Annotated in this window: 17 protein-coding genes; 6 read left to right on the top strand and 11 right to left on the bottom strand. The window is 59.6% G+C overall.

The annotated features are described in order from the left end of the window. The first annotated feature begins 69 nt into the window (after nucleotides 1-69). The 4 genes from pcaD (at nucleotide 70) to K5D32_RS14750 (ending at nucleotide 3,951) form a co-directional block, all read left to right on the top strand. On the top strand, nucleotides 70-861 hold the full coding sequence (gene pcaD, locus K5D32_RS14765; protein WP_221600761.1) for a 3-oxoadipate enol-lactonase: 792 nt from the start codon (nucleotides 70-72) through the stop codon (nucleotides 859-861). 63 nt (nucleotides 862-924) lie between these two features. Next, nucleotides 925-1,848, top strand: a complete 924-nt coding sequence (locus K5D32_RS14760; protein ID WP_221600759.1) for a LysR substrate-binding domain-containing protein — start codon at nucleotides 925-927, stop codon at nucleotides 1,846-1,848. A 105-nt stretch (nucleotides 1,849-1,953) separates the two neighbouring features. Beyond that, nucleotides 1,954-2,565 (top strand): FMN-dependent NADH-azoreductase, encoded by a 612-nt coding sequence (locus K5D32_RS14755; RefSeq protein ID WP_221577362.1) that lies wholly within the window; start codon nucleotides 1,954-1,956, stop codon nucleotides 2,563-2,565. A 306-nt stretch (nucleotides 2,566-2,871) separates the two neighbouring features. Then, nucleotides 2,872-3,951, top strand: a complete 1,080-nt coding sequence (locus K5D32_RS14750; RefSeq protein ID WP_221577425.1) for an alpha/beta fold hydrolase — start codon at nucleotides 2,872-2,874, stop codon at nucleotides 3,949-3,951. Here K5D32_RS14750 and K5D32_RS14745 read toward each other — a convergent pair. From K5D32_RS14745 to glgA, 10 genes are all read right to left on the bottom strand, one after another. Next, the gene (locus K5D32_RS14745) at nucleotides 3,906-4,580 is read right to left on the bottom strand and encodes a glycosyltransferase family 2 protein (RefSeq protein WP_221577363.1); all 675 of its coding nucleotides are present in this window, start codon (nucleotides 4,578-4,580) and stop codon (nucleotides 3,906-3,908) included. The two genes, K5D32_RS14750 and K5D32_RS14745, sit on opposite strands and share 46 nt — an antisense overlap. Continuing rightward, nucleotides 4,577-5,176, bottom strand: coding sequence for an SAM-dependent methyltransferase (locus tag K5D32_RS14740; RefSeq protein ID WP_221593709.1), 600 nt, complete (start codon nucleotides 5,174-5,176; stop codon nucleotides 4,577-4,579). Before K5D32_RS14740 ends, K5D32_RS14745 begins: the two co-directional genes overlap by 4 nt. Continuing rightward, nucleotides 5,173-5,931 (bottom strand): PIG-L deacetylase family protein, encoded by a 759-nt coding sequence (locus K5D32_RS14735; protein ID WP_221577426.1) that lies wholly within the window; start codon nucleotides 5,929-5,931, stop codon nucleotides 5,173-5,175. Before K5D32_RS14735 ends, K5D32_RS14740 begins: the two co-directional genes overlap by 4 nt. Nucleotides 5,932-5,933: 2 nt before the next feature. Continuing rightward, nucleotides 5,934-6,944 carry an acyl-CoA dehydrogenase family protein gene (locus tag K5D32_RS14730; RefSeq protein WP_221600757.1) on the bottom strand — a complete coding sequence of 337 codons (1,011 nt, stop codon included), beginning with the start codon at nucleotides 6,942-6,944 and terminating at the stop codon, nucleotides 5,934-5,936. After that, entirely contained in the window at nucleotides 6,941-9,124 is a 2,184-nt protein-coding gene (gene glgX / locus K5D32_RS14725) for a glycogen debranching protein GlgX (RefSeq protein WP_260407395.1), read from the bottom strand. The genes K5D32_RS14730 and glgX overlap by 4 nt, the downstream gene beginning before the upstream one ends. A gap of 161 nt (nucleotides 9,125-9,285) precedes the next feature. Further along, nucleotides 9,286-9,639: a DUF2934 domain-containing protein gene (locus K5D32_RS14720; protein ID WP_221577366.1), complete on the bottom strand. Its 354-nt coding sequence runs from the start codon at nucleotides 9,637-9,639 to the stop codon at nucleotides 9,286-9,288. A gap of 17 nt (nucleotides 9,640-9,656) precedes the next feature. Then, nucleotides 9,657-12,440 (bottom strand): malto-oligosyltrehalose synthase, encoded by a 2,784-nt coding sequence (locus tag K5D32_RS14715; RefSeq protein WP_221600755.1) that lies wholly within the window; start codon nucleotides 12,438-12,440, stop codon nucleotides 9,657-9,659. After that, nucleotides 12,437-14,515, bottom strand: coding sequence for a 4-alpha-glucanotransferase (gene malQ / locus K5D32_RS14710; RefSeq protein ID WP_221600753.1), 2,079 nt, complete (start codon nucleotides 14,513-14,515; stop codon nucleotides 12,437-12,439). Before malQ ends, K5D32_RS14715 begins: the two co-directional genes overlap by 4 nt. Continuing rightward, entirely contained in the window at nucleotides 14,505-16,319 is a 1,815-nt protein-coding gene (gene treZ / locus K5D32_RS14705; RefSeq protein ID WP_221600751.1) for a malto-oligosyltrehalose trehalohydrolase, read from the bottom strand. Before treZ ends, malQ begins: the two co-directional genes overlap by 11 nt. Before the next feature lie 17 nt (nucleotides 16,320-16,336). Next, nucleotides 16,337-17,929 carry a glycogen synthase GlgA gene (gene glgA / locus K5D32_RS14700; RefSeq protein ID WP_221577370.1) on the bottom strand — a complete coding sequence of 531 codons (1,593 nt, stop codon included), beginning with the start codon at nucleotides 17,927-17,929 and terminating at the stop codon, nucleotides 16,337-16,339. On the opposite strand from glgA, the gene K5D32_RS14695 reads away from it, so the two are divergent. Then, a complete protein-coding gene (locus tag K5D32_RS14695) occupies nucleotides 17,861-18,046 on the top strand; it encodes a hypothetical protein (RefSeq protein ID WP_198728923.1) in 186 nt (61 codons plus the stop codon). The genes glgA and K5D32_RS14695 overlap by 69 nt on opposite strands. A 483-nt stretch (nucleotides 18,047-18,529) precedes the next feature. Next, nucleotides 18,530-19,021 carry a GNAT family N-acetyltransferase gene (locus K5D32_RS14690; RefSeq protein ID WP_221577371.1) on the top strand — a complete coding sequence of 164 codons (492 nt, stop codon included), beginning with the start codon at nucleotides 18,530-18,532 and terminating at the stop codon, nucleotides 19,019-19,021. A 66-nt stretch (nucleotides 19,022-19,087) separates the two neighbouring features. Here the strand turns inward: K5D32_RS14690 and K5D32_RS14685 are convergent, their stop codons facing one another. Next, complete coding sequence (locus K5D32_RS14685) at nucleotides 19,088-19,261, bottom strand: DUF6026 family protein (protein WP_038399824.1); 174 nt, start codon at nucleotides 19,259-19,261, stop codon at nucleotides 19,088-19,090. Nucleotides 19,262-19,314: the final 53 nt, after the last annotated feature.

Below are 19,314 nucleotides of genomic sequence, written 5' to 3'. Positions count from 1 at the left end.
ACTCCCGAGCGGATTGTTTGACCGTGCGTCTGTGTCTACTGTGCATCTTTTGTCTGTCAGGAGCCTGGAATGTCTGCCGTGCAACTCGCTGAAGGTGAGCTCAATTATCTGCTGGAAGGGCCGGCCGATGCGCCGGTGCTGGTGTTGTCCAACTCTCTGGGCACTGACTTGCACATGTGGGATGAGCAGGTTCCGGCATTTACCCGGCATTTTCGCGTATTGCGCTACGACACTCGCGGCCATGGTCGTTCGCTGGTCAGCGAAGGCCCTTACAGTATCGAGCGCAATGGCCGTGATGTGCTGGCGCTGCTGGATGCGTTGCACATCGACAAGGTTTATTTCTGCGGCCTGTCCATGGGCGGGCTGATCGGCCAATGGCTGGCGCTCAATGCCCCCGAGCGTCTTGAGCGGGTGGTGCTGTGCAACACCGCCTCGAAGATCGGCACGCCTGAAGTGTGGAACCCGCGCATCGAAACCGTACTGCGCGATGGCGAGGACGCCATGGTCGCGCTTAGGGATGCTTCGATTGCGCGCTGGTTCACGCCTGATTTCGCTGTGGCCGAGCCTGCAAAAGTCGAACGCATCGTTGGCATGCTGGCGCAGACCTCGCCCCAAGGTTATGCCGCCAACTGCGCCGCCGTGCGCGATGCCGATTTCCGTGACCGGATTGCCTCCATCAACCTGCCGGTTCTGGTGGTGTGTGGCACTCATGATGCCGTGACCACACCAGCGGACGGGCGCTTCATGATCGAGCGTATTCAGGGCGCGCAGATGATCGAGCTGCATGCGGCGCATCTGTCGAACGTCGAAGCGGGGGAGTTGTTCACGCAGCCCGTGCTGGCATTTCTGACTGGCGAATGAGTCATGCTGTCCCGCCCCCCGTAGCGCTGCCATAATCGCCACTCAGAATGCGAGGGTTGCGCGGTGTTTGATCTCAATGATCTGTTCTATTTCGTTCAGGTGGTCGAGTGCCAGGGGTTTGCGGCGGCCAGTCGCAAGCTGGGTATTCCCAAATCCAAGCTCAGTCGCCGTGTGGCAGGGCTTGAAGAGCGCCTTGGGGTCAGACTGATTCAGCGCTCCACACGCAAGTTTGCCGTCACCGAAAGCGGTCGTGATTACTACGGCCACTGTGTCGCGATGATGGTCGAAGCCGAGGCGGCCGAAGAAGCCATTGCGCGCTCCAGGGCTGAACCTCAGGGGCGAGTGACCATCAGTTGCCCGCCGGGGCTGGCCTCTATGGGCGTCAGCGAAACCGTTGCCCGGTTCATGGTGGCCCATCCCAAGGTTCATGTTCATCTTGAAAGCTCCAACCGGCGTGTAGACCCGCTGGCGGAGAATATCGATATCGCCTTGCGTGTTCGTTCTGCGCCACTGGAGGATGATGGGCTGGTGGTCAAGATATTCGGACACGGTGCCCATCGGCTGGTTGCGCATCCTGCACTGGCCCGCCAGTTATCTGCCAGGCCGGTCTTTGCGGAACTTGCAGCCTTACCCAGCCTGGATCTGCCGTCAGCGACCCACGAACACAGTTGGCAATTGACTGTCGGGCCTGAGCAGTATGTCGAGGTGCGGCATACGCCCAGGCTGGTCAGTTCTGACTTCGATACGCTGTTGCAGACGGCACTGCATGGGGTGGGCGTTGTCGTGCTTCCTGAGTTGCTGGTGCGTGACGCGTTGCATGATGGCCGTCTGGTTGAGCTGTTTGCCGAGAACCCGCCCAAGTATGGAATCGTTCATGCGGTCTTTGCCTCGCGCCGTGGTCTGCTGCCAGCAGTCAGAGGCCTGCTGGATGCTTTTGATGAAACCTTCAGGTCGTTGCATGCTGACTGGAGGCCAACTGTTCTATAAATGGAACGAATCATCATGTTTTTGCCGACTAATCGTTTTTAGGTGATGGATATAGGATTATTTCCATTGATCGCCCGATGGCGATTCTCATTAGGGAAGTCCGTTATGACCGTTCTGCACATCGATTCCAGCATTCTTGGCGACCATTCCGCTTCACGTCAGCTCAGCCGTAGCGTTGTCCAGGCTTATCAGGCCATCAATGCCGATAGCCAGGTGATCTACCGCGACCTGGCCAGCGATGCCCTGAGCCATTTCTCGGCTGGCACTCTGGCTGCTGCAGGCACTCCGGCTGAAAGCCGTGATGCCGCACAACAGCAGGAAGTGGATGCAAACGAGGCGATCTTGCAGGAGTTTCTGGCCGCGGATGTGTTGATTCTGGGCGCACCGATGTACAACTTCACCATTCCCAGCCAGCTCAAGGCCTGGATCGACCGGATCACCGTTGCCGGTCGCACTTTCCGCTACAGCGAGGCTGGCCCCGAAGGCCTGTGCGCCGGCAAGAAAATCATCGTCGTTTCCACCTCCGGTGGTTTGCATGTCGGCCAGCCAACCGGCGTCGGTCATGAAGAGCTGCTCAAGGCCCTGTTCGCATTCATCGGTGTGACCGATCTGCAATTCGTACGCGCCCATGGCCTGGCTTATGGCGAGGAGCCTCGCGCCAATGCCTTGAGTGCCGCACAACAGCACATTGAAGAGGGCCTGTTCGCAGCGGCCTGATCGCCACGACTTCTGCTTTTGAACCCGACAGCCCGGCGCATTGATTTGTGTCGGGCTGTCGGGTTTTTGCTGTCTATACGCCGCAACCTGAAACCTTGACAGCTTCCTTACAGGTAAGCGGACCTGTCCGGCAGTAACATGGCCCTCAGTCGGAACACAGACGTCCGATAAAATAGTCTGGCCCGGCTTATGCACTATTTATTGTTTAAAGACTCTCATTTTCTGTGAGAGCCGGGTGGCCGGGGCATGAAGCTCGATATCGGCGCAGAAATGGAATATTCGGGACTACAAAGGATGAGTCTTCAAATGGTACGTCTTTGTGCAGCGATGCTGGTTATTCTGCTCAATGGCCTGATTTCAGTGCAGGCGCAGGCAGATGAGGAGTGGAGCGCCGGCTTTCATGAGCTGAGCTTTCCCGACCCTCTGGACTCGCAACTGATGCAGGCTTTTGCCTTCTACCCGTCCACGGGGTCGGAGCAGGTGAGCGTGCTGCAGGGCTACCGGGTCGAAGCCGGTGAAGATGCACCGATTGCCATGGGGCGCTTCCCCTTGCTCCTGTTGTCCCACGGCAACACTGGTAATCCGCTGGCACTGCACGATCTTGCGACGTCTCTGGCCCGTCAGGGTTTTGTGGTGGTGGCCGTGATGCATCCCGGCGATAACTATCGCGATCACAGCCGTCTTGGCAGCCTGAGCAACCTTTACGGTCGTCCGCTGCAGATTTCCGAAGCCATCAGCGCAGCTTTGCTTGACCCCATGCTGTCGCCTTATCTCAATGCCCGTCAGGTCGGTGTGATCGGTTATTCGGCTGGTGGAGAAACCGCGTTGATACTGGCCGGAGCCCAGCCCGATCTCAAGCGCCTGCGCCAGTATTGCGTGGAGCGCCCCGACGATCGTGATGCCTGCAAGACTCAGGGTGAACTGGTGGCTGACCGGGATGACCTGCATGCCCAGGCCGATCCGCGAGTGGGTGCGCTGATGCTCATGGCACCACTGAGCCTGATGTTCGGTCGTCACACCCTGAGTGATGTGCATGTGCCGGTGCTGATGTATGCCGGGGATGATGATCAGTTGCTGCCCATCGACAAGAATGCCGAGGCACTGGCCCGCAAACTGCCGCAAGTCTCGGATTACAAGCTGCTGGCGGGTGCCGGGCACTTCGTGTTCATGGCACCGTGCAGCGATGAGCAGCGCGCAACCATGCCGCTGTTGTGCACCGATCGTGAAGGCGTGGATCGCGAAGATATCCATCGCAACCTCAGTGCCGAAGCGGTGCGGTTTTTCAGCAGTACGCTGGGCTCATCCGACGCGGATCGTTCCGGGATGCAGACGGCCCATCATCAATGGCCCGATTCTCTGCTGCCCTCTGCCAGCGACTTCAGATAATCGCCAAAGCCTCCGCTGGCCCTCGGGTCGAAGCGGGTGCTGGTGGTGACCCGTGGCCTGCAACTCCAGGCGATGCGGGCACCGCTGAGTTCCAGTTGCCGGACAAGATGAACATCTTCATGACAGGCCAGCAACGGAAATCCCCCGGCCCGCAAATAGGCCGCAGCACTCACGCCCAGGTTGGCACCATGAATGTGCCGATGTCCGTCGCGATGCTGATAGTGCTGTTCAAACATCGTCTGCACGGCGGCTGACAGGCCATTTTCATGCACGGGGAGTGTGATGGTGCCGCAGACGGCATCGGCATCCAGTGCCAGTTGTTCCACCAGCCAGTCGGCCGCCACGTTGCTGTCGCCATCGGTGCTGGCCAGCCAGCGGGCGCCTTTTTCCAGCAGATAGCCTGCGCCTGCCGCGCGTGCCTGTCCGACATTGCGTGCAGCCACATCCAGGGTGATGACGCCGTGCTCCAGTGCGATATCGGCCGAGTGATCGGTGCAGCTATCCAGAACCACCAGAATGGTGACCTGCTCACCATTCAGGCCCGGGTGCCTGCTGGCCTGGAGCAGGCTTTCAAGGCAGGCTCCGAGCAGTTTTTCTTCGTTGTGTACCGGGATCAGAATACCTATCAACGGAGATTTTCCTGTGTGGCCACTGAGGCTGGATCGTGACTCCAGAGATCCAGCAGAAAGTCATCTTCGTGATGGCTGAACAGGCGATGCATCTTCAGACGCTCATCCAGAGCCTGATGAACCCGCTTGGCATCCAGAGGGCAGTCCTTGATTTCGGGCCGCCAGTGGCAGGCCAGTAACTGGCCGCAGGATTTGAGCGAGGCCAGCGCGCAGTCGATCCATTGATGCAGGTCTTCGAGGTCGAGGTAATAGCCCAGTTCGCTGAGCACGATCAGATCGAACTGACCTTCGGGCCACTGTTGCGGGAGACGGGCATGCAGTACACGTGCGTGCTTGAAAGGTGCCAGGCGCTCACGGGCAAGGTCCACGGCCAGGCTTGAGGTATCACAACACAATAAATGCTCGCACCGCCCGGCCAGTTCGGCGCTCAGTTCGCCATTGGCGCAACCGGGCTCGAAAATCGTGGTATAGCGCTCGCGGGGCAGGGCGGCGAGTGTCAGGGCGCGCTTGCGGCGCTCATACCAGCGCTGCTTGAAAGCCCAGGGGTCGTTGTTGTCCCTGAAAATCTCATCGAAATACTGCTCCGTGACACTCATATGAAAACCACCTCGAAAGGTTGCAGCAATCGTTCAAGAATCCCGGCAGGCAATATCGGCGAAAGACCGATGTCCGGGTCGCCCTGCAACTGGCTGGCAAAGGCATGGGCCGCATGACGCTTGCGGGCAATGGTCATGGGGTCAAGCAAGACCTTGCGGGCGCGCTCCCAGGGCAGGCGGTCATCCTCGGGGCTTGCCCAGTGCCAGGCCCAGACCGGTACTTCGTTTAGTCTGGCGCCGACCGTGGCGCAGGCCCGTGCGCAGGCCCGACCGACCGCCTCATGATCGGGATGACCATCTTCGGCCCAGGTGGTGAACACCACATCGGTTGGCAACAGATAGCGCTCGATGAACTTCTCCAGTTTTTCCTCCTGAATGGCGACAGCACCGTCAGGGAAGCCGCCACGAATCCATTGCAGGCGATGCAGCGGCATGTCGAGACGGCGCAAGGCTTCGGCGCTTTCCTGAGGACGGATCACGCTCAGGCGCTCTATGGGCCACAGTTGCGAGCCGGGATGGCTGGCACTGCCGTCGGTGACCGACAGCAGTTTCAGGCTCCGCTCCAGTTGCGCCAACTGGCACATCAGGCCACCGCATCCCAGGACTTCATCATCCGGGTGAGGCGCGACAATGACGGCCCGTGAGTGGGGCGGTACCAGCAGATCGGCACTGATGACGGGTACTGCGGCCAGTTTCTGTGAGGCATTCCAGGCTTTGAGGCTGGTGCCGCGACCGGCAATCAGTTTTTTCTTCATGGCTACCAGGCTGCACCCCATGGGCTGTTCAATGTCTTGCCTGCCAGTTGCCCCAGCACTGCCAGGTCTTTCTCGGCGTGGCTCTGGCGCAGGAAGACCGGGAGGTCGGCCATCAGGCGGGCGAAATGGGCGTCCTTGCAGTAAGGCGTTGCCCCCAGCGCCCGCCCTACATGATGGATGACCTGTTCGGCGGTGTTTTCGACATGGGCACGACAACGTCGGGCCAGTTGTTCGGCATGCTCGGCAGGTGCCCGATCCAGGCTTGCAGCTGCTGCCTTAAGAAGCTGACCGGCACTGTACAAAGCCACATCCACCGCACCCAGATGGGCGAGGGCATGGGGTTCTTCCTTGCCGGCCTGTGATAAAAGCCGCTGCGCCAGTGCGCCCGAAGCGCCATACCAGCAAGCCGCAATGCCGATGCCTCCCTGCCAGAAGCCTGGACGTGACAGGTACGCACCGGGCGTGCCGACCAGCGATACCCTGGCATGCTCGAATTGAACGTCGATACTGCCCGTTGCTCCCATGCCGACGGCGCGCCATCCGGCGGCCGCGATATGAATGCCGGGTTGATCGAGAGCAACGGCAACCAGTTGCTGACGATTGTCCTCATCCCAGGCGGTGATCAGGGCGTGGCTCAATACCGCAGCGCCCGAACACCAGGCCTTGCGTCCATCAAGGTGCAGCGAATCGGCCTTGCCGCTGAGGTTGACCCTGGCGTTGGGCGGCTCGGCAGCCCACATGCCCCAGGTCGTGCCGGTCCCGGGCGGCTCGGCACCCAGTTCCTGCATGATCGCCAGGGCATCGGTATGGCCTTCGTAGAGTTTGCACAACCCCAGATCATGAGCGGCTACACCAGCCAGCGCATGCCAGCGCTCCAGGGTCCTGCCACTGGCGGGCATCGGCAGACGATCAAGACCTTCGTTCACCAATGCCCGCAGGCACTCGCCCAGCGCCTGCGTATCGGCATAGCCGTGCCTGCGCCAGTCGAGAAACTCCTTGAGTGCCTGAGTCATGACTGATCTTCACGTTGCAGCTCGAACAGCAGCAGTGAGCGTGGCGTCACGGTATAGCGGGAGCCGAAGTCGAACTGCTCCTTGCTGCGCAAGTCCTCCTGATTGGTATCGATCAGGCAGGTGAAGTGCGTGCCTTCGGGGACCTGCGGGAAGGTGAAGTCCACACCTTCATGGTGAGCGTTGACCACCAGCAGCAGGGTGGCATCGGCACCGGGGCGACGAATACCGGTTTCCTGGGCGCGGCCATCCATCAGCATGCCCAGGCAGCGGGCGTTGCTGTCATGCCATTGTTCGACGCTCATTTCATTGCCGTCCGGCGCCAGCCAGGTGACATCCTTGACCCCGATTTCCTCGTTGTAGTCACCCACCAGGAAGCGACTGCGGCGCAGGATCGGATAGCTCTGGCGCAGCTTGATCACACGCTTGACGAACTTGAGCAGGGCCTTGCCATCGGAATCCAGGTCCCAGTTGACCCAGCCGATCTCGCTGTCCTGGCAGTAGGCATTGTTGTTGCCGTGCTGGGTTCGGGCGAACTCGTCGCCGGCGACCATCATCGGCGTGCCCTGGGCCAGCAGCAGAGTGGCGAAGAAGTTGCGCATCTGGCGCAGGCGCAACTGGTTGATTTCAGGGTTGTCCGTCGGGCCTTCAACGCCGTGGTTCCAGGACAGGTTGTTATTGCTGCCGTCCTGATTGTTCTCGTCGTTGGCTTCGTTGTGCTTGTCGTTGTAGGACACCAGGTCATGCAGGGTGAAGCCGTCGTGGGCGGTGATGAAATTCACCGAGGCCTGAGGGCGACGTCCGCGCTGATTGAACATGTTGCCCGAGGCGGTCATGCGCCCGGCGAAGTCGGCAAGTTGATTGTCGTCGCCTTTCCAGAAGGCCCGCACGGTGTCGCGGAACTTGTCGTTCCACTCCATCCAGCCCGGCGGGAAGCCACCCACCTGATAACCGCCGGGGCCGCAGTCCCAGGGCTCGGCTATGAGTTTGACCTGACGCAGGACCGGGTCCTGGCGACAGGCAACCAGGAAGCTGTGGCGCTCATCGAAACCGTCGTGGTAGCGGCCCAGAATGGTCGCAAGGTCGAAACGGAAACCGTCGACATGCATCTCCGACGCCCAGTAGCGCAAGGAGTCTGTGACCATCTGCAAGACGCAAGGATGGCTCAGGTCCAGCGTGTTGCCTGTGCCTGAATCGTTGATATAGAAACGCTTGTCGTCCGGCATCAACCGGTAATACGAGGCGTTGTCGATGCCGCGCATGGACAGGGTCGGCCCCAGCTCGTTGCCTTCTGCGGTGTGGTTGTAGACCACATCGAGAATCACCTCCAGCCCTGCATGGTGCATGTGGGCGATCATTTCCTTGAACTCGGCGATCTTGCCGTGTGCCAGGTATCGCGGGTCCGGGGCGAAGAAGGCGATGCTGTTGTAGCCCCAGTAGTTGGTCATGCCTTTTTGCAGCAGGTGCTGGTCATTGACGAAGGCATGCACCGGCAGAAGCTCGACCGCAGTCACACCCAGCTTGCGCACGTGATCGATGACTTCCTCGACCATCAGCCCGGAAAAGGTGCCGCGCAATTCTTCCGGTACGGCAGGGTGGCGCATGGTGAAACCGCGTACGTGGGTTTCATAGAGAATGGTCTTGTCCCACGGCGTACCGACCCGTTGGTCGCGGCCCCAGGTGTAGGCCGGGTCGATGACTTTGCTCTTGGGCACGAAAGGCGCGCTGTCACGCTCATCGAAACTCAGGTCGCCATCCGGGTGGCCAATGGTGTAGCCGAACAAGGCTTCCGACCATTTCAATTCGCCGACCAGTTGTTTGGCATAGGGGTCGATGAGCAGTTTGTTGTGGTTGAAGCGATGGCCATTCTTCGGGTCGTAAGGGCCATAGACCCTGTAGCCGTATATCAGGCCGGGATGTGCGTCGGGAAGGTAGCCGTGAAAGATTTCATCGGTGTACTCCGGCAGCTCGATACGCTCCAGCTCCACCTCGCCGCTGGAGTCGAACAGGCACAGTTCTACCTTGGTCGCGTTGGCGGAGAACAACGCAAAGTTGACCCCCAGACCGTCCCAACTGGCGCCGAGGGGGAAGGGCAGCCCTTCACGAATGCGTGAGGTCGAGCCGGCCGGTGTTTCGTGAGTCGTCGAAGTATCGCTTTTCACGGTTTTGGACTTTGTATTCATGATTCCTTCCTGACTCGATGATGACTTTGCGGGCAGCCGAAACCGCTATCGAAACCTGACAGCTTCAATACTGCTGAAGAGAGATGCCGGAGTTGCCGCAGGTCACGTCTCGATCTGGCGCGACATCTGCGGCAGTGGGCAGGTACTGGACCTGTAGGGTTTCAGGTTGTCGGTGGCTTGCGTGGTTTCTTCGCCGCAGGCTTGGGCGGTTGCTCTGCCTGGGCAGGGGTGGATTTGGGTTTTGCAGCGGGTTTTGGCTTGGGTGCTGCTGCCGGCCTGGTTGCCGGTGCTGCCTTGGCGGCCGGTTTGGAAGGCGCAGTCTTGGGCGCTGTGTCTACCTTGGGCAGCTTGGGCTTGTTGGCTTTGCTGGCACTGGTTTTATCCGGAGCCAGTGCTTCGGCTTCTGCCAGTTTGCGTGCCATTTCCCAATGGCGTTGTTCATGCCCAACAGGCTTCCCTTCCGATTCCCATATCTGATATGCAAATTCGCGGATTCTTTTTTCGTCGGCACTCATCTCGACACTCCCAGGTATCACATAGTTTGAATAAGCAGGTTTACAGAAAATTCCTTGAGCGCTGCACTGAGCTGTATTTCCCTGTCATTTATGGCTACGACGTCAGAAAAGAGGCCCTTCCAGTCTGGATGTGAATCAGCGAATGGCAGAATGATTCGTGTATCGCCCCAATTGGCAGCATTAATGAATGGAGTTTGCGCAGTACCCAATAGTTCACTGCTTGTGCGTGGAACAACAACGATGGCGCGCTCGCCCTCCCATACACGAGCGAAAGCCACTACATGCTCTGCATGACTACCCGTTACTTCCAGGGGCAGATACTCCCCGTGACTGAACAGCTCTGAATGTGCGGCGCGCAGATTCAGCACCTGCGCGATCAATGCCTGCTTGACTCTGCCGTCCTGCCAGTCGCTCAGCAGCTCGCTGGCTTTTGCAGACTCGGCCAGTGCCTGTTCGCGGGCCTTGTAGTCCACCGGACGACGGTTGTCAGGGTCCACGAGGCTGAAATCCCAGAACTCGGTGCCCTGATACAGATCCGGCACGCCAGGCACGGTCATGCGCAGCAAGGTCTGCGCCAGGCTGTTGAGCGCTCCGGCGGCTGCAATACGGTTGGCAGTGGCGCCCAGAGACTGGCGCAGCGCCAGGGCTTCGGGTGCCAGCAGCAGGCGTTGCAGGAATTCCCGGCAGGCACTTTCGTAGGCCTGATTGGGCGCGCCCCAGCTGCTTTGCAGTTTGGCTTCGCGCAGGGCTTTTTCCTGCCACTGAACCATGCGCCGGGCATACGCTTCGTGATCCTGTTCGCCTTCCAGCTCCAGCGGCCAACTGCCCAGCAGGGCTTGATAGAGCATCAGCTCGTCGCCCGCGCTGATGGTCGGCTCTTCACCCTTGAGCGGCAACGCCAATTGCCGCCAGCGCTCCACCTGTTCGGCATACCAGCCTGCACACTCACTGAGCACCGCCAGTCGTGTGCGGGTATCTTCCCCACGCTTATGGTCGTGGGTCGCGGTCGCCAGCAGATTGTTGGCGAACTTCTCATGACGCTGCTGGCAGGCTTGATGGAAGGCTTCCACCGGGGCACTGAAGTGCTGGGGATGAAAGCCCACGTCGTTACGCGACAGCAGCACTGCCGAGCGATAGAACGCGGTGTCCTCCACTGACTTGGCAGCCACGGGGGAGGTGAGTTGCTGAAAGCGTACGCAGGCCTTGCGGTGCAGATCGCGCAGGCGTCCGCGTGGCAGCTTGCGCCAGGGCTCGCCACCCAGCCAGCGTTGCAGGTAATCCAGCACCGGCCAGTCGCCCTCGTTGAGGCTGGTGCGTGCGCCTTGCATGGCTTGCTCGAAGAAGCGATTGTCTTCTGCCGAGCGCCCGCAGGCGCTGATATAGGTCCGGTAGATCGGGAAGTTCACCACCAGCGCCAGCAGCGCACGGCGAATGGCTCCCAGCGTCAGGTCGCGACTCATCAGGTCGCTACGCGCTACCTGTAGCAAGGCCTGGGCAAGGTTCTCGAAGTCTCCGGCAAGGGTGCCATGCAGCACAAGATCACGGGCCACCAGAACTTCCTGATCGAAGTCGGCCGTGCGCTCCGTCAACCGGTTCCAGAGTTCGGCCAGAGGGGCCTGACCCTTGGGATCGTGCTGCAGCAGAGACACCTGATTCATGAACTCGTAACCGGTGGTGCCGTCCACGCTCCAGTCGTCGCGCAGTAGCTCATCGGGGCCGAGGATTTTCTCGACGAAAATCGGCAGGTGTTCCACCTGCGCATGAGCAGGGCGCTGCTTGAGCAGCCCTTGCACCCGACGATGGAGTTTTCGGCCATAGCCGCGAGGGTCGGCGAGCCCGTCGATATGGTCGATACGCAGGCCGTCCACCAGACCTTCTTCGATCAACTGGAAAATCTTGCCGTGGGTGGCCTCGAAAACCATGGGTCGCTCGACCCGCAGGCCGCCCAGCTCATTGATATCGAAGAAGCGCCGCCAGTTGATGTCATCGGCAGCGGTGCGCCAGCTTGCCAGCCGGTAATGCTGACGCTCCAGCAACTGATGCAGGCGGTTGAAGCCTTCGCTTTCCCGTGAGTCGAACCGGGTAATTCCTTGCTCGATGGCTTGAAGGATTTCCGGGACCCTGGCCAGTTCCGCCAGCTCGGCCTTGGCCTGCCGGGCACGCTCGTAAGCCTGGGGGTATTGATTCAGTGCGCCGAAGCGCTGTCCCAGTTCGGTCAACTGCGGGTGGCCGCTGGCATGCAGCAGTGGACCGTAGGTGGTGGGCGTCACCGGAAAATGATGCTGATAGTGTTCGATGTGAAACGAGCCGTGCTGCGCATCGAAACGCAACGGAATCTCGCCGGCCTGCAGCACCGCGCCATAGTCGCTGCTCAGGAAAGGCAGCAGCAACTGACCTTCCAGCAGCGGGTCGGGAGAGTTCCACTGAATATCGAAGAAGTTCGCGTAAGGGCTGCCGCGTCCCCATTCCAGCAGGTCGAGCCACCAGGGGTTGTCCGCGCCACCGACGGCCATGTGGTTGGAAACGATATCGAGGATCAAGCCCATGCCGTGGGTGCGCAGGGCCTCCACCAGACGGCGCAGCGCCGGTTCGCCGCCCAGTTGCGGATTGATGATCGTCGGGTCGACCACGTCGTAGCCATGCATGGAATCGGCACGTGCCTTGAGCAGTGGCGAGGCGTAGATATGGCTGATGCCCAGGCTGGCAAAGTAGGGCACCAATGGCACGGCGTCGTCGAGGGTGAAGTCCTTGTGGAATTGCAGGCGCTGGGTGGCGCGAAGGGGTTGAAGGGTCATGCTCATCGGTCACGCTCCGCAGCTTGCAGCCGGGATTGGGACAGCAATTCCAGTCGTCGTGCAGCGTCTTCATTGTCGAGTAGGGTGGCGCTTTCTGCATTGAAGCGGCGCCGCCAGTTTGGATGGCTGTCGATGGTGCCTGGCAGGTTGGCCTGTTCATGAACGCCCAGTGCATCTTCCATGGGCAACAGCACCAGCGGCGCCCTGGTATGACCCAGATAACGGATCCCGGCATCGATGAGGCGGGTGAAGTCCTCGGTATCGGCAGGCAGGTTGTCGTTGTTCTGGCTCAGGGCGCGGCGCAGGCCATCGTATTCACGGGCTCGTTCTTCACGCCAGTGACGCTCGCTCTGTTCGTCGAGATGTCCAAGACGCGAATGCCATTCGATGTCCAGTTCACTCAGCCAGCCGGTCAGGGTTGGCAGGTCATGGGTACTGGTGGTTGCCAGTGCTTCGTCCGACCAGTCGAGGATAGGTTTGAAATGGCCGTTATTCTGCTCGAACAGCAGGACGCGCATGCCCAGAATCGACCGGGCCGAGAGTTTCTCATGCAGGCCTTCGGGAACCGTACCCAGATCTTCCCCGAGTACGATTGCCTTGTGCCGCCAGGATTCCAGGCTCAGCAGGCGCAGCATGTCGTCCAGTGGATAGTTGAGGTAGGCACCTTCGCTGGGAGGCGAGCCCAATGGCACGACCCACAGGCGTTGCAGGCCCATCACGTGGTCGATCCGCAGGCCGCCGGCATGGGCGAAGTTGGCCCGCAGCATCTCGATGAAAGCCCGGAAGCCATTGCGTTTCAGCCCTTCGGGAGAAAAGGCCGAGATGCCCCAGCTTTGTCCTGAGCGATTGAGAATATCCGGTGGTGCGCCAACGGTCAGTGCCGACAGCAGTTCGTCCTGGCGACTCCAGGCCTGACTGCCGGCACCGTCCGCGCCCACTGCCAGGTCAGCGATCAGGCCGACACGCATGCCGCTGCTACGCGCAGCAACCTGCGCACGCTCCAGACTGCGCGCAATCAGCCACTGCGTGAAGGCATGAAAGCTGATCAGCGGGCCATGGGCTGCGGCGAACAGGGCAATGGCTTCGCTGCGCGGTTCTTTGAGCTCGTCCGGCCATTCATGCCAGTTGTCACTGATGCCCATGCTCTGGCTTTCGGCGCGCAGGGCTTCGAAGCGGCAATGGTTTTCCAGAGCTTCACCGCCGGTATGACGGAAACTGTTGAAGTCTTCATGCAGCGGATGCGCACCGGTGCTGAACGCTTCATAGAGTTTGTGAAGGGCTTTCCACTTGGCACTGGCGGCGGCAGGCCAGTCGATCAGTTGCAGGTCTTCCAGACGCTTGAGTTCATCGCTCACACCCGCGTCTTCAATGGCCTGTCGCCAGGCACGTTCGCCAAGGATCATGCCTGGCGAGGCGTAAAGACTGTTGAGGAACAGGCGGCTGGAAGGCGAGTAAGGGCTGTAGCGTTGCGGGTCGCTGGCGAACATGGCATGGATGGGGCTGATCGCCAGAGCATCGGCGCCTCTTTCGCCCGCCGAACGCACCAGGGCTTCAAGCGCCTGGGTGTCGCCGAATCCGCCATCGCCTTCGCGGCGCAAACCGTACAACTGCACCGTCAGGCCCCAGGTGCGAGGCGTCTTGACATCGGTGGCCATGGACATGCTGAAGCAAGTGTCTGGCGCGACAGCGATGGTCAGGTGCTGACCGGCTATCTCCAGTTGTTGATAGCCGACGGTTGCCAGGGCTGGCAGTTCGGCGTTGGAGGTGAGTCTGGCGGCCAGGCGCGAACCGTCTTCCAGGTGCAGGACGAAAGGTGTCTCGGGCTCGAACCACTCCGACAGGTCCAGATTCTTGCCATGATCCACTGTCAGCAGTGGCGGGGCGCTGGCGCCGTGGCGGGCGGTCTGCAACTGCAGCAGGCTGGCGTCGATGGCTTCGCTGCTGTCTGCCCGATAACCGAGGGCTTCAAGAACCTTGCGCAAGACCTGGGGGCTGACTGTCTGCGGGCGAGCGTTGGCATCGACCCAGTGCACCGACAAGCCTGCTTCAGTGGCAAGTCTCTCCAATTGCTCATTGCTCATCCTGTTCCTCCAGAACATCACTTGCTGTCAGGCTGACAATGGCCATGTAAGGATTGAGGGTGCCCTGTGGGGAAAGTTCTACCGGATGTGACTGAGTGGTAAAGAGAATCGTAGCGCTCTCCTGTCCAGACGCCAGTACCGGATGTTTGCCCAGATTCAGATCGATGCGCAGGACACTGCCGTCGCCCATTCGCCAGCGCGCACTGACTGCGCCATCGCCCAGCACTTCGCAGCCCAATGGGCGTGTGCCCGGCAGACGCGGGACGATCTCGCGATGGCGGATACTCAGCAATTGCCTGTAGAGCTGCAGCCAGTTTCGGTGCTCGCTGCCTTTATCGGTTTGCGGTTCGATGGCATCGAAATCGGGACGTGAGGCGGTGAAGGTCTGTGGATCGTTGGGATCGGGGATGTGCTCGCGGCGTTCTTCATCGGCAAAGGCTGCGAAAGCGGCAAACTCTTTTCGTCGTCCCTCGCGAACGGCGTCGGCCAGTTCCCCATGATGACTGGTGAAGAACAGAAAAGGCTCAGTTGCTCCCCATTCATCGCCCATGAACATCAACGGGATCATCGGGGATAACAACAGCAGTGCGGTCGCCGCCTTGAGCGCGGGGGCAGGGCAGAGTTGGGTCAGTCGTTCGCCCAGAGCGCGATTGCCGATCTGGTCGTGATTCTGCAGGAACAGGACGAAGGCACTGGGTTCAAGATGCCCGCTGGGCTCGCCCCGGTTATGGCCATGCTGGGTCGCTTCACCTTGATAGACGAAACCTTCGCTCAGCAGGCGCGCCAGCTTCCGGGTCGGCTCCTGGGCGAAATCCGCATAATAGGCATCGGTTTCGCCGGTCAGCAGGACATGCAGAGTGTTGTGCCCGTCATCGTTCCACTGGGCATCGAAGCCTTGTTCAAGTAGCTGTGCCTGATTGAATTCGTTTTCCAGGTTCAGCCAGACATGCCGGTCCTTGCTGATCTGCTGGCGTACACGCCGTGCAAATTCGGGCAGAAAAGTGTCGTCCTTGATGGCATGCACCGCGTCCAGGCGTAACCCGTCGAAACGGTAATCGAGCAACCACATCAAGGCGTTATCGATGAAGAAATCGCGAACTTGTGGTCGACGGAAATCGATGGCATCGCCCCATGGCGTCTTCACATCGCTGCGAAAGAAGCTTTTGGCGTAGCTGCCCAGATAATTGCCGTCCGGGCCGAAATGGTTGTAGACCACATCAAGAATCACCATCAGGCCAAGGCTGTGGGCTGTGTCTATCAGGTGCTTGAGTTGGTCCGGTGTGCCATAGGATGACTGGGGTGCATAAGGCAGTACGCCGTCGTATCCCCAATTACGATCACCGGGAAACTGTGCAATCGGCATCAACTCGATGGCAGTGACACCCAGCTCTGCAAGACGTGCCAAGTGGCTCTCTGCTGCGGCGTAGCCGCCCAGTGCGCCCACATGAACTTCCTGGATGACGGCTTCATGCCAGGGGCGACCCTGCCAGTGGCTGTGTTGCCACTGATAGGCCTGATGGTCGATCACGATGCTTCGGGAATGCACATCATCGACCTGGGCGCGGGAGGCCGGGTCGGGCACCTCCAGTTCCCCGTCGATCTTGTAGCAGTAGCGAGAGCCCGCTGTACAGCGGGCCTCGACGGCAAACCAGCCGTCCTCCTGTGCTTCCATACTCAAGGATCGCCCATCATCCAGTTCGACACTTACATCCTGGGCATCCGGTGCCCAAATGGCGAACCGGGTGAGTTCGGGGTTCAACAAAACGGCGCCGTGGCGCCCGCTATCGTCTGTACGCACAGGCATCCAGTAACCCCTTCTCCTCAATAATAAGTTGCAACACCTGCATTCTTTTTCAGCAGGTCCTGATAAAGATCCGCATAGGGTTCCACAGCCTGCTGCCAGTTGAACGGCGCGGCCATGGCGCGGCAGCGCATGGCATTGAGCAGAGCGGTGTTGTCGAACACCTTGAAGGCACGATTCAGGGCTTCGGTGTAGCTCTCTATGGTGGAGTCATCAAAGAGAAAACCGGTAACACCATCTTCTATCGTGTCCGCCAGGCCGCCTGTGTTTCGAGCAACCGGCAGCGAGCCGAAACGCTGGGCGTACATCTGGCTCAGGCCGCAAGGCTCATAGCGCGATGGCATCAGCAGGAAATCGCTGCCGGCAAACATGCGACGGGCATCGGTTTCATTGAAGCCGATACGCACGCTGATTCGTCCCGGAAAACGTTCGGCCAAGGCGCGCATGGCGTCCTCTTCTTCCGGTTCGCCACGCCCGATGATCGCGATTTGTCCGCCTTGATTGACGATGTGCTCGGCCACGCCAATGGTCAGGTCCAGACCCTTCTGGTACACCAGTCGCGAAACCACGGCGAACAGTGGGCCAGTGGACGGATCAAGTTCGAATAGCTCGCGAACGTAGTCGGCGTTGATTTCCTTGCGCAGCCATTCATTGGGTGCGAAATGGCAGATCAGATGCTCGTCGGTACTGGCATCCCAGCTGGCGTCGATACCGTTGGGGATGCCGCTGAGCTGGCCTTTGTCGGCCTTGCTTTGCAGGAAACCTTCCAGGCCGCAGCCAAAGTCGGGAGTAGTGATTTCCCTGGCGTAGGTCGCGCTGACGGTCGTGATGTGGCTGGCGTACGCCATGCCGGCCTTGATGAAGGACAGCTTGCCGTAGAACTCCATGCCGTCGCTGCTCAAGGCTTCGTCCGGAATACCCAGTTCACGACTCGAACCTGTACTGACCGTGCCCTGATAGGCCAGGTTATGAATGGTGAAAATGCTCGGTGTCGTCTGCCCGCGCCAGCGCATGTAGGCCGGAGCGAGACCGGCAGGCCAGTCGTGGGCATGGACCAGTTCCGGGCTCCACTGGCTTTTTACTGCGCCAGCGGCGAAATCGGCGGCCGCCAGGCCCAGCCGGGCGAAACGGATGTGGTTGTCGGACCAGTCGCGACCGTTGGCATCGCCATAAGGCGTGCCTTCGCGTTCGTACAGTTCGGGGCAGATCAGTACATAAATGACCAGACCGTCCTTCATGTCCATACGACCGATCTTGCAGGCCGGCAAGGCGGCATAGCCTCCCAACTCACTGATCACATGGATCGGGTTGCCACTATTGAGCACTTGCGGGTAACCCGGGATCAGCACGCGCACATCGTGCAGATGACGCATGGCACGGGGCAGGGCAGCAGATACATCGCCCAGGCCGCCGGTTTTTACCAGATCAGCCAGTTCGGAGGTTACGAACAGCACTTTGCGTCTGTTGACCGGGGAGATCATGGGCTGTGCGGTTGAAGTGGGTAGTTGGAGCTGAGGAACAGTAGTTGTCGCAAATGATGGTAGATGAGTCAGCTCGTTGGCCAGCTGATTAAAACTCTCTCCCTTCTGGGTTTTGACCGCGGCGCTAATCATCGTTTTCTCCCATTCAACACAGTGTTGGTACGGCATTGGCGTTTTATGAGCCATTTCCTATGGCTGGCGTTATTGCACTACGCAAAATCAGTACCTGTTTTGCAGCTTGCGCAGTGATGGAGCATTACAAGTGGGCCCAATGCTTATTGGTCAGCCAATAGCATAGGCGCTCTAAGGAGATGACCCGGCCGTTTTGGAGAAGTTTCGACTTTTTTACGGCGAAATGTCTGGCATGGGCGTCGGACGTGGATAAGCCACACGCCTTGGGAGCCCGCAAAGGCAGGGGTGCGTCTTTATGGTGCGGATTCTGGAGGAAAAAAAGCCCTGATGACCGGTCGTCGGATAGCTTGATGGCGGGTGCAGAATCGAGCCGATTCAATGACAGATGCCATTATTTTGCGCAATTTTCCGGCAGGAAACAGGTTGTATGCCTCTTCCGGGTGCATCAGGCGTTTTATCTTTGGGCGTCCGAAGAAATTTCCTACGTTAAGGCTGGAACATTTTGGGGTGATGCACGATAGAATCTGCCCTCTTTGGCTTGCCTTTCTGCGTGCTCGCCATATGGAATCAAACTGTGTTGTCGTATTGAAGAGGTTGGAAATGGAAGCCCCAGAGGTGCTGGTACTGCAAGCGAGCTACACCAATCCGGTACATGCCGAAGCGATTGGGTTCGTCTTGAATCACTATGCCGAGGATGTCATGGGCGGTGGCGAGTCACTATCGATCGATACCCGTCAGCAACTGGCAATCGAACTGGCCAAGCGACCTCATGCTTTCAGTGTGCTGGCTTTTATCGCTGGCGAGCCGGTAGGCTTGATCAACTGCTTTGAAGGGTTTTCGACTTTTGCCTGTCGCCCGCTGGTGAATATCCACGATGTTGCGGTGCTTGCCCAATATCGCGGTCGAGGCATCTGCCAGAAAATGCTCGCCAAGGTCGAAGAAATCGCCCGTCAGCGTGGCTGCTGCAAGCTGACACTCGAAGTACTGGAAGGTAACAAAGCGGCGCAGAGTGTTTATGCAAGGCAGGGTTTTGGCAGCTATCAGCTGAACCCGGAAATGGGCCGTGCGATGTTCTGGCAGAAAACGCTATAAGCTACGCTCATCGCGGGCAAGCCGTTGATCAGGCTTGCCACTGAGCGTTGGGGCGGGGTGTGCAGGTCAGGCTTGCAGGGCTGTGCCAGGAGCGGCCAGTTGTGCTTGCTGCAGGAGCAGGCTCAAGTGGGCTACTTTGCTGAGCAACTGTTCACGCTCTTCTTTGAGGGCGCGCAGTTCGTCGCGACGGATAGTGACGTACAGGGTTTGTGGTGCAAGTGCTGGTAGTACTGTGCCCATTGCTCACCTCGCAAATGGCGGATTCAACGTCGGAAAGACCTCTGCATTGACAA

Source organism: Pseudomonas cichorii (genome assembly GCF_019719005.1).
Taxonomy (GTDB): Bacteria; Pseudomonadota; Gammaproteobacteria; order Pseudomonadales; family Pseudomonadaceae; genus Aquipseudomonas; species Aquipseudomonas cichorii_E.
Note: the sequence above shows the minus strand (reverse complement) of the source record. Positions and strands in the feature narration are given on the sequence as shown.

Bases quoted from the DNA above. Each gene is read 5' to 3' on its own strand.
- K5D32_RS14750 (WP_221577425.1), top strand. From the start codon at position 2,872: ATGGTACGTCTTTGTGCAGCGATGCTGGTTATTCTGCTCAATGGCCTG.
- K5D32_RS14715 (WP_221600755.1), bottom strand. From the start codon at position 12,440: ATGAGCATGACCCTTCAACCCCTTCGCGCCACCCAGCGCCTGCAATTC.
- K5D32_RS14755 (WP_221577362.1), top strand. From the start codon at position 1,954: ATGACCGTTCTGCACATCGATTCCAGCATTCTTGGCGACCATTCCGCT.
- K5D32_RS14720 (WP_221577366.1), bottom strand. From the start codon at position 9,639: ATGAGTGCCGACGAAAAAAGAATCCGCGAATTTGCATATCAGATATGG.
- K5D32_RS14730 (WP_221600757.1), bottom strand. From the start codon at position 6,944: ATGACTCAGGCACTCAAGGAGTTTCTCGACTGGCGCAGGCACGGCTAT.
- K5D32_RS14685 (WP_038399824.1), bottom strand. From the start codon at position 19,261: ATGGGCACAGTACTACCAGCACTTGCACCACAAACCCTGTACGTCACT.
- malQ (WP_221600753.1), bottom strand. From the start codon at position 14,515: ATGAGCAATGAGCAATTGGAGAGACTTGCCACTGAAGCAGGCTTGTCG.
- pcaD (WP_221600761.1), top strand. From the start codon at position 70: ATGTCTGCCGTGCAACTCGCTGAAGGTGAGCTCAATTATCTGCTGGAA.
- treZ (WP_221600751.1), bottom strand. From the start codon at position 16,319: ATGCCTGTGCGTACAGACGATAGCGGGCGCCACGGCGCCGTTTTGTTG.
- K5D32_RS14695 (WP_198728923.1), top strand. From the start codon at position 17,861: ATGAGTCAGCTCGTTGGCCAGCTGATTAAAACTCTCTCCCTTCTGGGT.
- glgA (WP_221577370.1), bottom strand. From the start codon at position 17,929: ATGATTAGCGCCGCGGTCAAAACCCAGAAGGGAGAGAGTTTTAATCAG.
- K5D32_RS14690 (WP_221577371.1), top strand. From the start codon at position 18,530: ATGGAAGCCCCAGAGGTGCTGGTACTGCAAGCGAGCTACACCAATCCG.
- glgX (WP_260407395.1), bottom strand. From the start codon at position 9,124: ATGAATACAAAGTCCAAAACCGTGAAAAGCGATACTTCGACGACTCAC.
- K5D32_RS14735 (WP_221577426.1), bottom strand. From the start codon at position 5,931: ATGAAGAAAAAACTGATTGCCGGTCGCGGCACCAGCCTCAAAGCCTGG.
- K5D32_RS14740 (WP_221593709.1), bottom strand. From the start codon at position 5,176: ATGAGTGTCACGGAGCAGTATTTCGATGAGATTTTCAGGGACAACAAC.